Source organism: Streptomyces sp. NPDC001668, assembly GCF_042893155.1.
Lineage (GTDB): Bacteria > Actinomycetota > Actinomycetes > Streptomycetales > Streptomycetaceae > Streptomyces.
In genome coordinates this window covers 292,667-307,168 of sequence record NZ_JBIAUQ010000001.1, presented here as the reverse complement: position 1 = coordinate 307,168, position 14,502 = coordinate 292,667, and the positions used below count along the sequence as shown (strand labels likewise).

The following is a 14,502-nucleotide window of genomic DNA, read 5'->3' as shown; positions in this document are numbered from 1 at the left end:
GTCAAGCATCCGGGGGTCGACCGCCATGACCGTCCAGGACATCCGCGCCTTCAACCGCTTCTACACCAACGTCATCGGCGCCCTCGACTACAGCCGCCGGCTGTACGCGCCGTACACCCTCACCGAGTCCCGCGTCCTGTACGAGCTCGCGCACTCGCCACGCACCGACGCGGCCGATCTGCGCACCGAACTCTCGCTGGACGCTGGGTACTTGAGCCGGATCCTGAACAAGTTCGAGCAGGACGGGCTGATCGAGCGCACGACCTCGCAGCGCGATCCGCGCCGACGCCGGGTCACGCTCACCGCGCGCGGCCGGGAGACCGCCGCGCTGCTCGCCGAGCGCGCCGACGAATCCGTGGGCGCGCTGCTCGCGACCGTCCCCTCCGCCGACCGGCCCCGCCTCACCGAGGCGATGCGGACCGTCCGTACGCTCCTGTCCGACGGCCGCCCGCCCCGCCGCGAGGACGTCCTGCTGCGCGAGCCGGGCCCCGGCGACCTCGGCTGGATCGTCGCCCGGAACGCGGCCCTCTACGCCGCCGAGTACGGCTTCAACGCCGACTACGAGGCCCTGGTCGCCAGGATCGTCGCCGACTTCGCGGAGGACCACGATCCGCATCTGGAGCGGGTGTGGATCGCCGAGCTGGACGGGCGGCCGGTGGGGTGTGTGATGTGCGTACGGGACGACGCGCCCGCGACCGCCCGGCTGCGGCTGCTCCTCGTCGAGCCGGAGGCCCGCGGGCTCGGCATCGGGGACCGGCTGGTGACGGCCGTCGTCGACTTCGCGCGCGGCGTCGGCTACCGCGAGCTCGTCCTGTGGACCAACGACGTCCTCGCCGCCGCCCGCCGCCTCTACCAGCGCCACGGTTTCGTCCTGGCCGCCGAGAAACCCCACCGCTCCTTCGGCAAGGACCTGAACGGACAGGACTGGCGACTGGAGCTGACAGGGACGGGGACGGGTGGGTGAGAGGGCCGCTGGTGAGTGCTTCAGCGGCCGGCCGGCCCGGCCGACCCACCGGTACCGATCCCCGGCTGGACCTCACCGACTCGGTCGGGTGAGAGTAGAGCGCATGAAACTGGCGTTCTCCACCCTCGGTGTCCCCGGCCTCCCCCTGACCGACGTGCTGCGGCTCGCGGCCACGCACGGCTATCACGGAGTAGAACTGCGCGCGCATCCGGAGGAGCCGGTGCACCCCGGTATCGGGCTCGCCGAACGGGCCGACGCGGTCGCCGAGTTCAAGGCGGCGGGCGTGGAGGTCCTCGGTCTCGCCGGGTACGCGCGCGTGGCCGCCCCCGGCGACGACGAACCCGTGGTCGAGGAGATCCACCGCCTCCTGGACCTCGCCCGCGACCTCGGCGCCGGATACGTCCGCGTCTTCCCCGGCGCCGCCTCCGACCAGTCCCGCGAGGACGCCGACGCCACGGCCGCCCGGCGACTCGGTACGGCCGCGGAGTACGCCGGCGACCTCGACGTACGCATCCTCCTCGAAACCCACGACTCGCACCGCACGGGCGCCGACGCGATCCGGATCCTCGGCCCGGTCGGGCACCGTCAGGTCGGCTCGCTCTGGGACGTCATGCACACCTGGCTCGGCGGCGAGCAGCCCTCCGAGACCTACGCCGCCCTCGCCCCGCACCTCGGATACGTCCAGGTCAAGGACATCGCCTCGGCCGAGGACACCACCCCGGTCGCGCTCGGCGCCGGTGTCCTGCCGCTCGCGGAGTGCGTGGAGGTGCTGTCCCGGCACGGCTGGGACGGCTGGCTGTGCTGGGAGTACGAGAAGCGCTGGTACGAGGCGGCCGCGCCGCTGGAGGAGCTGCTGGGGGCCGGCCGAGAGCACCTGGCCCGGCTCCTGAACGACTCCGCCTGACAGCGACTAATCGCCGGCCGGGACGGACACGGCCCGGTACCGTCCCCGGGTGCCTCAGCCCGCCCCTCCCCCGCTTCCGGTGTCATGAGCCTCAGCCGCGTTCCTCGCCGTACGGCCCGTGGGCACCTCACCCGTCTTCCGGCGGCTCCTGTTCGGGCGCACGGTGTCCACGCTCGGCACCTTCATGACCATGGTCACCGTCATGTACCAGGTCTGGGACATGACCCACAGCACGGTCTGGAGCGGCGCGGTCGGTGTCGCGCGGGCGGTGCCGATGGCCGGGGTCAGCCTGTTCGCGGGCGCCTGGGTCGACCGAGCCGACCGGCGCCGGGTCCACCTCACGGGTACCGTCGGCTCGGCGGTGTGCTCCCTGCTGCTGGCCGTGCAGGGCTTCGCGGGAACGCGCCGGTGATGGTCGTCCTGCTCCTGGTGGCGGTGCAGACCTCCTTCGCCGCGCTCGGCGCGCCCGCCGCCGGTGTGTTCGTGCCGCGGCTGCCGCCCAGGGAGCAGGTGTCCGCCGGTCTCGCGCTCCAGCAGGTCACCGGCCAGGCGATGATGCTGGTCGGGCCGGCCGTCGCCGGGGTCGTGCTCGGCTGATGGGGCATCGGCGTCTGCTACCTCCTGGACACCCTGAGCTTCACGATGTCGTCCTACGGCGCCTACGGCCTGCCCGCGCTGCCGCCGGAGGGCGAGAAGTCCCGCCCCGGGCTGCACGGTGTCCTCGACGGGCTGCGTTTCCCGACCGGCCACCGGGTGGTGCGCGGCGCGCTGCTGACCGACCTGGCCGCCACCGTCCTGGCCATGCCGGTGAGCCTGTTCCCGCTGGGTCAACGAGGAACGCTTCGGCGGCGACCCGCGCACGCTCGGTCTGTTCCTGTCCGCGCTCGCCGTGGGCGGTGTCGCCGCGACGGTGTTCTCCGGCCCGGTGACCCGGCTGGCCCGTCCCGGCCCGGTGATGCTGTGCGCGTCGGCGGCCTGGGGTGCGGCCCTCGCGCTGTTCGGCCTGACCACCAGCGCCTGGGCTGGCCCGGGCGTCCTGGCGCCGGCCGGTGGTTGCTCCGCAGGACGCGGCCCGCGAAGGGCATGTCGAGTTCGCCGACCAGACGGAAGCCCACCGCCCCTGGAACTCCGGCAGCACCATCCAGCCGATCTCCGAGAGGGGCCCGTTCCCGGGGTCGTGGGACCAGATGGTCACCGCCCCCGCCACCACTCGGGCGGTCCGGATCGGGGACGATCATCTTGATCCAGGACTGGTCGGCCGCCGCCTCCTCCGTCGCAGCGCATCCGGACGTAGGCGTCCACGTCGTCCACCGTGACATCGCGCAAGAGCGCCGGTCAGCCCCTCCTCGCCACGAACCCCGCCACCCGCTCCTCCAGCCGCTTCCGGCACTCCGGCCACTCCTCCGCCGTGACGGAGAAGATCGCCGAGTCGCGGAGCCGTCCGTCCTCGCCGGGAGCCCAGGAGCGGGACCAGTTGCGCAGGACGCCCTCGAAGCGGGCGCCGACGCTCTGGATCGCGGCCCGTGAGCGGTCGTTGCGGGCGTCCGTCTTCAGGTCGACCCGGGAAACGTCCCACACGTCGAAGGCGTGCCGGAAGAGCAGCAGCTTGGCCTCGGCGTTGATGCCGGTGCCCTGTGCGGAGGCCGCCAGCCAGGTGAAGCCGACCTCGACCGCGTCGAGCCGGTCGTCGGAGCGCCAGCAGCGCGGCTCCCAGAACGACGTCGCCCCCACCGCCCGTCCCGTCGCCACCGAGACCTGCGCGTAGGGCGCCAGCCGTCCCGTCGCCGCCCGTGCGAGCTGCGCGTCGACGTAGTCACCGACCTCGTCGGCCCTGGGCACCCACGTGAACTCGTAGGTGCCGCGGTTCTCCTCCGCCGCCACGGCCAGGTCCGCCGTGTGCCCGTGCTCCAGTGGCTCCAGGCGCACCAACTCGCCTGCCAGGACCGGACCTTCCAGCCGGAAACTCACCGCTTGCTCACCCCCCGATGCCCCTTCGCAGCTCGGCGAAGGCCTCATGGAAACCGGGGAAAGTCTTCCGTACGCACCCGGGGTCGTCGAACGAGATTCCCGGGACCCGCAGTCCGGTGACCGCGAAGGACATGACGATGCGGTGGTCGCCGTACGACGTCACCTGAGCCCCGGTGGCTGGTCCGGGGTGGATCTCGATCCAGTCCGGGCCCGTCGACACCCGTACGCCCAGCCGCCGCAGGTTCTCCGCGCAGGCCTCCAGCCGGTCGCACTCCTTCACCCGGGTGTTCGCCACGTCCTCGATGCGGACGGGGGCGGAGGCGAAGGGGGCGATGGCCGCGAGGGTCGGCATCGTGTCGGAGATGTCCCGCATGTTGACCGTGAGGCCGCGCAGTTCGCCGGTGCCCCGGACCGTGGTGGCGTCGGCGCCGACGGACACCTGTGCGCCCATCCGCCGCAGTACGTCCACGAAGCCGAGGTCGCCCTGGAGGGCGCCCGTGCCCAGGCCGGGGACCGTCACCTCGGCGCCCGGGGTCACCGCCGCCGCCGCGAAAAAGTAGCTCGCCGTGGACGCGTCCGGTTCGATCGCGTAGGTCGTGGCGCGGTAGCCGCCCGGCGGGACCACGAACACGTCGTCCTGCCTCGTCACCTCCACCCCGAAGGCCCGCATCATCGCGAGGGTGATCTCGACGTACGGCGCCGACACCAGGTCGGTGACGCGGATGCGCAGCCCCCGGCGGGTCAGGGGGCCGAGCAGCAGGAGCGCGGTGAGGTACTGGGAGGACTGGCCGGCGTCCAGGACCACGTCTCCGCCCTCGACGCCCGCCGCCCGTACCGTCAGCGGATGATGGCCCTCCGCCTCCTCGTGGCGCAGGTCCACGCCCAGGTCGCGCAGCGCTCGCGAGAGCGGCAGCAGCGGGCGCCGGCGCATCTGGGGCGAGGCGTCGAAGTGGTACGTGCCGTGGCCGGCCGCGGCCAGCGTGGGCAGGAAGCGGGCGGTCGTCGCGCCGTCACGGCAGTACACGTCCGCCTCGGCGACCGCCGGTCCCTGCGGGCGGCCGTCCACTTGCCAGGTGTCCCGCGTACGGCCCACCCGGTAGCCGAGCCGGACCAGGCCCTCGGCGAAGCCCTCGGTGTCGTCCGAGCGCAGGGGGCGTACGAGGGTGGTCACGCCGTCGGCCGCGGCGGCCAGGAAGAGGGCGCGGGCGGTGATGGACTTCGAGCCGGGGAGGGTGAGGGACTGCGGGGCGGGCGTGTCGGCGGGCATGCCCGTCATGATCGCCCCACCACCGCCCCCGAGGCGGCGACGTCCACGGGATGGACCTCGGAGTTCACCCTGACCGTCGGCCTCCGCTCACCGACCCGGCCCGCCGGCCCCACCAGTCGTCCGGCAGCGGCGCCGCCCCGCCGCTCACCCACTGACCGGCCGGGCCGCCACCTCCACCGGTCACCGCTGAGCCGATGCCCCGACCGCTCACCGACGCGGTCGCCGCCCCCACCAGTCGTCCGGCATCGGCGCCGCCCCCACCGCTCACCCACTGACCGGCCGGGCCGCCACCTCCACCGGTCACCGCTGAGCCGATGCCCCGACCGCTCACCGACGCGGTCGCCGCCCCCACCGGTCGTCCGGCAGCGGTGACTTCCGGTCGGTCTGTACCTGGAGTTCGTAGTACGAGTCCGCCGCCGTCCCGTGCCACACCTCGTCGTGGGCCGCCAGGGCCCCGCGCAGCGCCCCGCCCGCCGTGCCGCGGCGGCGGACGTGCCGGGCCAGCAGGGTGAAGAGGGCCAGGGTCACGGCGATACCGGCGAGGACGCTCAGGAGCGGCAGCAACTGGCTCATGCGCCGAGCCTACGCCGGGGGCGGGGCCGGATCGCCGGGTCGTCTCATCCGCCCCGTCGGTCCCGGCCTCACCAACTTGCGGGAATCGGGCCGGAGCAGGGAACCCCGCCCGGCCGCCGCTCGTCCAATGCGCAAGTTGCCGGAGAGTCACCGCGGTACGGCGTCGGCCTCGCTGCTGGCTGCGAACGCTGACCAACCCTCTCCTCCGTACTGCGGCCGGCAGCACGCCGTCATCGGCGCGCCCCCCTCCAACTGCGCCGATGGCGGCCCCTCCGGTTACTGTGCACTCCCTTGACTGGCAGAAACTTCCCGGTTATTGCTGACTCCTCGGAAGTTTCCTTCAGCGGATCACCTCCGGAAGGAGCGCACGTGCCCTCCAGACGTACCGTCCTCACCGCGACGGCAGGCGTCACCGCGGCCCTCGCCGTCGGCGGCACCGCCCACGCGGACGACCGGCAGCACGACAAGAAACTCCGCTCCCTCGTCTCCCGTATGACCCTCGAGGAGAAGGTCGGCCAGCTCTTCGTGATGCGGGTCTACGGCCACTCCGCCACCGCCCCCGACCAGGCCGACATCGACGCCAACCTCAAGGAGATCGGCGTCCGTACGGCCGCCGAGATGATCGCCAGGTACCGGGTGGGCGGGATCATCTACTTCACCTGGGCGCACAACACCCGTGATCCGCACCAGATCGCCGACCTCTCCAACGGCATCCAGAAGGCGTCGCTGTCACAGCCGCGCGGGCTGCCCGTCCTCATCTCCACCGACCAGGAGCACGGGATCGTCTGCCGGGTCGGCGCGCCCGCCACCCTCTTCCCGGGCGCGATGGCCGTCGGTGCCGGTGGATCACGCCAGGACGCCCGCGCCCTCGGCCGTGTCGCGGGGCAGGAGCTCCGGGCGATCGGCATCCGGCAGAACTACTCCCCCGTCGCCGACGTCAACGTCAACCCGGCCAACCCCGTGATCGGCGTCCGCTCCTTCGGGGCCGACCCCCAGGCCGTCGCCGGGCTGGTGGCCGCCGAGGTCACCGGGTACCAGGGCGCCCAAGTCGCCGCGACCGCCAAGCACTTCCCGGGGCACGGGGACACCGCCGTCGACAGCCACTACGGCTTCCCGGTCATCACCCACAGCCGGGAGCTGTGGGAGAAACTGGACGCCGTGCCCTTCCGGGCCGCGATCCGCGCCGGGATCGACTCGATCATGACGGCGCACATCCAGTTCCCGGCCCTCGACGACTCGGGCGACCCGGCCACCCTCTCGCACCCGATCCTCACCGGCATCCTGCGCGGCGAACTCGGCTACGACGGGGTCGTGGTCACGGACTCCCTCGGCATGGAGGGCGTCCGCACCAAGTACGGCGACGACCGCGTCCCCGTCCTCGCCCTCAAGGCCGGCGTCGACCAGCTCCTCAACCCGCCTTCCCTGGACGTGGCGTGGAACGCGGTCCTGAAGGCCGTACGGGACGGAGAGCTCACCGAGGCGCGCCTCGACGAGTCGATCCTGCGGATCCTGCGGCTCAAGGCCAGGCGGGGGCTCTTCGAGGAGCCGTACGTCAGCCAGGACGGGGTCACCCGGACCGTCGGCACCCCGGCCCATCTCGCCGCGGCCGACCGGATCGCCGAGCGGACGACGACCCTGCTGGTCAACGAGAAGCGGCTGCTGCCCCTGTCCCGGCGCGTCCACCGCAAGCTGCTCGTGGTGGGCGCCGACCCCGCCTCGCCGTCCGGCACGACCGGCCCGCCCACCGGGGTCCTCGCCGCCGCCCTCACCGAACTGGGCTTCACGGCCACCGCCCTGCCGACCGGTACGGCCCCCTCGGCGGCCACCGTCGAACGGGCCGTCGCGGCGGCGCGGGACGCGGACGCGGTGGTCGTGGGGACGTACAACATCACGGCCGCGCAGAAGACGCTCGTGGAGCAGCTCGTGGCGACCGGGCGGCCGGTGGTGGCGATCGCGATCCGCAACCCCTACGACGTGGCCCAACTGCCCACCGTTCCGGCATACTTGGCGACCTACTCCTGGACCGACGTCGAACTGCGGGCGGCGGCGCGGGTGATCGCCGGGAAGGTGTCGCCGCGCGGGAGGCTGCCGGTGCCGGTGCAGCGGGCGGACGACCCGGCGACGGTGCTGTACCCGGTCGGGTACGGGCTGTCGTACCGCCGATAGCGCGCGGGGCGTAGTTCCCGTACGACTCGCACCTCGCACATCACCCCCGAAAGGCGCAAAGGACCCCACACGTCTGGCGTGGCCCCGCCGCGACGGTCACGCTGGACGCGGGGGTAGTCCGGGGGGATTGCGATGCGCGACAGGTTTTCCACGGGGGTGGTGTGCGTCCTGCTGACGCTGCTCGCCGCCCTGCTGACGGGGTGCACACAGCCGGCGGCCGGCGGGGAGAGCGACGAGGGGCCCGCCGCGACGGCCCCGGTCTCGCCGTCCGCCACCCGGCCCTCCGGTTTCGGGGCGGTGTTCCTGGCGGTGGACGAGTGCAGTTCCTTCGGCAAGGCCAGCTTCACCGAGGTGCCCTGCACCAGCGAGCGGGCGGCGGCACGGGTCGTGGCCCGACACGACGGCACCACGTCCGGCGGTCCGCCGTGCCCGGCGACCACCGACTTCGTGCTGCACATCAGTGAGCAGAGCCGGGTCTCCGACGAGGACGGCGACGGGGCGGTGCCCCAGGGGTACGCCTGTATGCGCAACCTCCAGCCGCCGCACCCCGGCGACCCGGGCGGCGGGGGCGGGCCGCGGACCATCGTCGGCGACTGCGTGTACGGCTCGGGCGACGGACAGGTCCGGGAGACCGCGTGCGACGGCAAGGGGGCGAGGAAGCCGCAGTTCAAGGTGGTGAAGGCGGTCGCCGAGCGCACCCGGTGCCCCCTGTCGACGGCCCTGTACGTCCAGCTCGGCGGCCCCCAGCCGGTGGGCTGCGCCCGGCCGGTGTGATCCCGGCCGGGCGCGGCGAGCGGACTGCGGTACGACCGCCTGGCGGTCTGTCGCTTACGGACGCAGGGCGGGTTCGCGCTCCACGTCCCGCACGTCCAGCTTCCTGTCGAACTTCGCGAGCGGCTTCGCCTCGGCCACGGCGGGAGCCGGGACACCCGCCCAGGCGAGGATCCTGGCCGTGGCGAACGCCTTCTGGTCGGCGACCAGACCGGCGACGTTCGCCCCGTGGTTCATGCCGGGCGCGGTGAACACGTACGCGTCCTTCGCCCCCTTGTCGACGCGGAAGCGCTCCGCGCCCCACGGGTCGTTCTGGCCGTAGACGTAGAGCATGTGGTGGGCGTTGTGGCGCACCCAGGTGTCCACGTCCCGCATCGCGTACGGCTGGAACTTCGTGGGGATGCTGCGCGGGACGAAGTTGCGCGGCGGCTGGTAGCCGTAGCGGATGTACTTCTTCTCGATGTGCGGGAACTTGATCGTCGGCGCGCCGAGCTGGGTGGCCGCCTGGTAGTAGTACGGCGTGTACGTCTCCAGGCCCTGGTCGGCGTAGGCGGAGAAGCCGGAGATCGTGTCGATCGAGTTCCAGATCTGGTCGTCGGTCGCGTTCTTCGCGTTCGCCGGGATCAGCTCGTCGTCACCGCAGTTGGCCAGCAGGTTGTACTGCCAGAAACCCCAGACGTAGTCGAGTACGACGGCCTCGTACGCCTTGTCCAGGCTGCCGACGGTCGTGAAGGTGTAGCCCTCCGCCGCCGCGTAGTCGGCGTACTTCTGCTCCAGGGACTCGCGCCGGACCAACGCCTCGCGCTGCACCGCGTTCAGCCGGTCGCGGCACTCCTCGGTGCCGACCTTCTCGAAGAAGCGGTCGTAGGCCGAGTCCTCGTTGTTGACCACGTCGTTGGGGGCGACGTAGGCGACCACGCCGTCCATGTCCCGCGGGTAGAAGCGCTCGTAGTAGGTGGCGGTCATGCCGCCCTTGGAGCCGCCGGTGGCGATCCAGTGCTTGGTGTAGATCTTCTTCAGCGCCTTGAAGATGCGGTGCTGGTCACTGGCGGCCTGCCAGATGTCCAGCTTGCTCCAGTCGGCCGGGGCGGGCCGGGAGGGCGTGAAGAAGCGGTACTCCATCGAGACCTGGTTGCCGTCCACGATCTGGGTCGGCTCACTGCGCCGAGGCGTGGTGGAGACGTTGTAGCCGCCGGTGTAGAAGACCGTCGGCCGGCTGACGTCCTTGTGCAGCACGGTGATCCGCTGCTGGAACGTGCCCTTGGACGGGTGCCGGTGGTCGACCGGCTGGGTGTAGTTGAGCACGAAGAAGCGGTAACCCGTGTACGGCTTCTCCTCGATCAGGCTCATGCCCGGGATGGCGAGGAGCTGATCCTTGATGTCGGTGGCACCGGTGCCTCTGGCCTCCGGCTCGGCGGCGGTGGCCGCTCCCGCCGTGCCGACCGTGCCTATGAGCACGACCAGCGTGAGAAGCCATCTGAGCGCCTTGCGCATGCACCCTCCCCTGTGAGTACAGATGTGCGCCGGACGCTAGCCGCGCAAGTGCGGTCCGCACCAGGGGAGATGGCGCCTTGATGGGGAAAACCCTGTGAGAAATCCGTGCGTCAGAGGCGGATCCAGCCGTCCGAGTCGTAACTGCCCCGGCCGACCGCGCCCTTCACCCACACCTTGCGCTGCCCGGCGTGCACGGTGACGGGGCCGGCCCGGTACTTGTACCGGCCGGCGTCCTCGACGGGCAGCAGCCCGTACGCCCGCAGGCTCACCCGCATCTGCTGGCGCACGCCCGGACGCTTGGACACGGTGACCGCGCACACGTAGCCGCCCCGCTTGTAGACCTCCACGGTGCCGGTGGAGAACGGGAACGACCTCACCTTGCGCCCCTCGCACGACGAGGCCGCGGCCTGCGCCTGCCCCGGCACGGCGACCCCGAGCATCCCGGCCGCCGCCGTCACGGCCAACCCCACCGCCAGCCGCCGTATCGCTCCACTCTTCACTGCCGTCCCTCCCGCAGCTCTCTGGGCGTACAGGTGTACGGACGCACAACGTATGTCCGACGGTTGCACGCCCGTCAGCACCCCACGCCGACCGTCGCCCCGGACACCGTCGCGGGCCTGGGATCGGGTCAGGCCGCCGCAGGCGCGTCCTCGCCCACGAAGGTGCGCCACAGCTGGGCGTAACGGCCCTCCAGTGCGAGGAGTTCGTCGTGGGTGCCGTCCTCGATGACTCGGCCGTGGTCCATGACCACCACCCGGTCGGCGCGGGCCGCCGTGGTGAGGCGGTGGGCCACGACGAGGGTGGTGCGGCGGCCCGCGAGGCGGTCGGTGGCCTGGTTGACCTGGGCCTCGGTGGCGAGGTCCAGGGCTGCCGTGGCCTCGTCGAGGAGGAGGATGTCCGGGTCGACCAGCTCCGCGCGGGCCAGGGCGATCAGCTGGCGCTGGCCCGCCGAGAGGTTGCGGCCGCGTTCGGCGACCTCGTGGAGGTAGCCGCCCTCCAGCGTGGCGATCATCTCGTGGGCGCCGACCGCCCGGGCCGCCGCCTCGACCTGGGCGTCGGTGGCGTCCGGGCGGCCGTAGGCGATGGCGTCGCGGATCGTGCCCTGGAAGAGGTAGGCCTCCTGGGGGACGACGCCGAGGCGGTGGCGGTAGGAAGTGAGGTCGAGGGTGCGCAGGTCCGTGCCGTCGACCGTGACCCGGCCGTCCGTCGGGTCGTAGAACCGGGCCACCAGCTTGACCAGGGTGGACTTGCCCGCGCCCGTCTCTCCGACGAAGGCGACCGTCTGCCCGGCGGGGATCTTCAGGTCGATCCCGCCGAGGGCCTCCTCGTCGTCCCCGTACGCGAAGCGCACGTCCTCGAAGGCCACTTCGCCGCGCAGGGAGAGGACCTCCAAAGGCTCGTCCGCCGCCTTCGTGGACGTCGGCTCCCGGAGCAGCTCCTGGATGCGGCCCAGGGAGACGGTCGCCTGCTGGTAGCCGTCGAAGACCTGGGAGAGCTGCTGGACCGGGGCGAAGAACAGGTCGATGTAGAGCAGGTAGGCGACCAGGGCGCCGGTCGTCAGGGTCGTCGCGTCCACCCGGCCCGCGCCCACGATCAGCACGGACGCGGCGGCGACGGAGGACAGCAGCTGGACGAACGGGAAGTAGATCGAGATCAGCCACTGGCCCCTGATACGAGCCTGGCGGTAGCTGTCGCTGCGCTCCGCGAACCGCGCCCCACCGTCCCGCTCCCGGCGGAACGCCTGCACGATCCTGAGCCCCGACACCGACTCCTGAAGGTCCGCGTTGACCAACGACACGCGCTCACGGGCGAGTTCGTACGCCTTCACGCTCGCCTTGCGGAAGAAGTACGTGGCGACGATCAGCGGCGGCAGCGTCGCGAAGACGACCAGCGCCAGCTGTACGTCGATCACCAGCAGGGCGACCATGATGCCGAAGAAGGTGACGACGGAGACGAACGCGGTGACCAGGCCGGTCTGGAGGAAGGTCGAGAGGGCGTCGACGTCCGTCGTCATCCTCGTCATGATCCGGCCGGTCAGCTCCCGCTCGTAGTAGTCGAGTCCGAGCCGCTGGAGCTGGGCGAAGATCTTCAGGCGGAGGGAGTAGAGCACCCGTTCGCCGGTGCGTCCGGTCATCCGGGTCTCGCCGATCTGCGCCGTCCACTGGACGAGCACCGAGAGCAGGGCGAGCAGGGTCGCCGTCCAGACCGCGGCCATGGCCATCCGCGAGACACCGTCGTCGATGCCGTGCCGGATCATCACCGGGAGGAGCAGACCCATGCCGGCGTCCAGCGCGACCAGGCCCAGGCTGATCAGCAGCGGGCGCCCGAAGCCGCGCAGCAGCCGCCGTAGGCCGTACGACTCCTCGGGCGTGACCGCGCGCGCCTCGTCGATGTCGGGAAGGTCCGTCGCCGGGGGCAACGCGGCGACCTCGGCGAGGAGTTCGGGAGTGGCCGGGGTGCCGGCGAGCGCCGTGTCCTCGGCGTTCTCGCGCTCGCGGTCACCGGTCCACAGCCGGGGCGTGACTCCGCGCTCGGCGTCGAACTCGGCGTCCAGCTCGTCGCGTACGGAGGTGTCCTCCTGTACGGCGACGGGCTGGGCGTGGCCCGGGGAGACGCCGCCGAGACCGTCGGGGTCGGTGAGCAGGCGGCGGTAGAGGGGCGACCGGCGCTGGAGCTCCTCGTGGGTGCCCACGTCGGCGAGGCGGCCGTGGTCCAGGACGGCGATGCGGTCGGCGAGGTTGAGCGTGGAGCGGCGGTGGGCGATGAGGAGGGTGGTGCGACCCTCCATGACGTGCTTCAGGGCCTCGTGGATCTCGTGCTCGACCTGCGCGTCCACGGCGGAGGTGGCGTCGTCGAGGACGAGCAGACGCGGGTCGGTGAGGATCGCCCGGGCGAGCGCGACACGCTGGCGCTGGCCGCCGGAGAGGGTGAGGCCGTGCTCGCCGACCGTGGTGTCGTAGCCCTCGGGGAGCTCGGTGATGAAACGGTCCGCCTGGGCGGCGCGGGCGGCCTTCTCGATCTCCTCCTGGGTCGCGTCGGGACGGCCGTACGCGATGTTGTTGCGGACCGTGTCCGAGAACAGGAAGGAGTCCTCGGGGACCAGGCCGATCGCGGCCCGCAGGGAGTCCAGGGTGAGCTCGCGGACGTCGTGGCCGCCGATGAGGACGGCGCCGTGGGTGACGTCGTAGAAGCGCGGGAGCAGGAGCGAGACCGTGGACTTGCCCGAGCCGGAGGAGCCGACGACCGCGAGGGTCTCGCCGGGGCGGATCTCGAAGGAGAGGCCGTCGAGGACCTTGCGGCCGTCCTCGTAGCCGAAGGACACGTCGTCGAACTCGACCGTCGCGGGCGCGTCGGCGGGGAGCTCCTTGGCGCCGTCCTTCAGGTACGGCTCGGTGTCGATCAGCTCCAGGACGCGCTCGGTGCCCGCGCGGGCCTGCTGGCCGACGGTGAGGACCATGGCGAGCATGCGGACCGGGCCGACGAGCTGGGCGAGGTAGGTGGAGAAGGCGACGAAGGTGCCGAGCGTGATGTGCCCGCGGACCGCGAGCCAGCCGCCGAGCGCCAGCATCGCGACCTGGCCGAGGGCGGGGACGGCCTGGAGGGCGGGGGTGTACTTCGAGTTGAAGCGGATCGTGCGCAGCCGGCCCGCGTACAGGCGGCGGCCGACCTCGCGCAGCTTGCCGGTCTCCTGGTCCTCCTGCCCGAAGCCCTTCACCACGCGTACGCCGCTGACCGCGCCGTCGACCACGCCCGCGACGGCGGCGGCCTGGGCCTGGGCGTACCAGGTGGCGGGGTGCAGCTTGGAGCGGGAGCGCCTGGCGATCCACCACAGGGCCGGGGCGACCGCCAGGGCGACCAGGGTGAGCGGGATCGACAGCCAGGCCATCACGACCAGGGAGATCACGAACAGGGCGACGTTGCCGATCGTCATCGGCAGCATGAAGAGCAGGCCCTGGATCAGCTGGAGGTCACTGGTGGCCCGGCCGACGACCTGGCCGGTGGACAGCTCGTCCTGGCGGCGGCCGTCGAGGCGGGTGATCGTGCCGAACATCTCGGTGCGCAGGTCGTGCTGGACGTCGAGGGCGAGGCGGCCGCCGTAGTAGCGGCGGACGTACGTGAAGACGTAGACGAGGACGGCGGCGGCGATCAGGGCGCCGGCCCAGGGGGCCATGTCCCGGGTGTGGTCGCCGATGACGTCGTCGATGATCACCTTGGTGATCAGGGGGACGACCGCCATGACGGCCATGCCGCCGAGGGAGGAGCCCAGGGCGAGGACGACGTCCTTGGGATAGCGCCAGGCGTACCCGGCCAGTCGTCGTGCCCATCCCCGTTGCGGTGTCACGCGGGTGCCCTCCGGTTCGTACGGCCTGATCGTCCGGAAGGCACCAACACGCG

At 72.2% G+C, this 14,502-nt stretch carries 10 protein-coding genes and 2 pseudogenes; 5 read left to right on the top strand and 7 right to left on the bottom strand.

Going from position 1 to position 14,502, the window contains the following annotated elements; genetic code table 11:
• The first annotated feature begins 25 nt into the window (after positions 1-25).
• The 3 genes and pseudogenes from ACFYZ8_RS01450 to ACFYZ8_RS01440 all read left to right on the top strand — a co-directional run.
• Positions 26-964, top strand: a complete 939-nt coding sequence (locus ACFYZ8_RS01450) for a GNAT family N-acetyltransferase (protein WP_388536494.1) — start codon at positions 26-28, stop codon at positions 962-964.
• Positions 965-1,067: 103 nt separating this feature from the next.
• Entirely contained in the window at positions 1,068-1,868 is an 801-nt protein-coding gene (locus ACFYZ8_RS01445) for a sugar phosphate isomerase/epimerase family protein (RefSeq protein WP_359030351.1), read from the top strand.
• A gap of 84 nt (positions 1,869-1,952) precedes the next feature.
• Positions 1,953-2,931 (top strand): annotated as a pseudogene (locus ACFYZ8_RS01440) (MFS transporter); the annotation flags it as partial.
• Here the strand turns inward: ACFYZ8_RS01440 and ACFYZ8_RS01435 are convergent.
• The 4 genes and pseudogenes from ACFYZ8_RS01435 to ACFYZ8_RS01420 all read right to left on the bottom strand — a co-directional run.
• Positions 2,918-3,152 (bottom strand): annotated as a pseudogene (locus ACFYZ8_RS01435) (N-acetyltransferase); the annotation flags it as partial. The pseudogenes ACFYZ8_RS01440 and ACFYZ8_RS01435 overlap by 14 nt on opposite strands.
• Before the next feature lie 51 nt (positions 3,153-3,203).
• Positions 3,204-3,836, bottom strand: coding sequence for a GNAT family N-acetyltransferase (locus ACFYZ8_RS01430; RefSeq protein ID WP_388536492.1), 633 nt, complete (start codon positions 3,834-3,836; stop codon positions 3,204-3,206).
• Positions 3,837-3,843: 7 nt separating this feature from the next.
• Complete coding sequence (aroA, locus tag ACFYZ8_RS01425; protein ID WP_359030353.1) at positions 3,844-5,103, bottom strand: 3-phosphoshikimate 1-carboxyvinyltransferase; 1,260 nt, start codon at positions 5,101-5,103, stop codon at positions 3,844-3,846.
• A 327-nt stretch (positions 5,104-5,430) separates the two neighbouring features.
• Positions 5,431-5,676 (bottom strand): hypothetical protein, encoded by a 246-nt coding sequence (locus ACFYZ8_RS01420; RefSeq protein WP_359030354.1) that lies wholly within the window; start codon positions 5,674-5,676, stop codon positions 5,431-5,433.
• A 369-nt stretch (positions 5,677-6,045) separates the two neighbouring features.
• Here ACFYZ8_RS01420 and ACFYZ8_RS01415 point away from each other — a divergent pair, with 369 nt between their 5' ends.
• A complete protein-coding gene (locus ACFYZ8_RS01415) occupies positions 6,046-7,842 on the top strand; it encodes a glycoside hydrolase family 3 protein (RefSeq protein ID WP_388536490.1) in 1,797 nt (598 codons plus the stop codon).
• Positions 7,843-7,974: 132 nt separating this feature from the next.
• Entirely contained in the window at positions 7,975-8,616 is a 642-nt protein-coding gene (locus ACFYZ8_RS01410) for a hypothetical protein (RefSeq protein WP_388536488.1), read from the top strand.
• Positions 8,617-8,670: 54 nt separating this feature from the next.
• Here ACFYZ8_RS01410 and ACFYZ8_RS01405 read toward each other — a convergent pair whose 3' ends face one another.
• The 3 genes from ACFYZ8_RS01405 to ACFYZ8_RS01395 form a co-directional block, all read right to left on the bottom strand.
• Entirely contained in the window at positions 8,671-10,107 is a 1,437-nt protein-coding gene (locus ACFYZ8_RS01405; protein WP_388536486.1) for a S28 family serine protease, read from the bottom strand.
• Between the two features lie 110 nt (positions 10,108-10,217).
• Positions 10,218-10,607, bottom strand: coding sequence for a hypothetical protein (locus ACFYZ8_RS01400; protein WP_359030358.1), 390 nt, complete (start codon positions 10,605-10,607; stop codon positions 10,218-10,220).
• Positions 10,608-10,735: 128 nt separating this feature from the next.
• Entirely contained in the window at positions 10,736-14,449 is a 3,714-nt protein-coding gene (locus ACFYZ8_RS01395; RefSeq protein WP_388536485.1) for an ABC transporter ATP-binding protein, read from the bottom strand.
• Positions 14,450-14,502 lie beyond the last annotated feature (53 nt).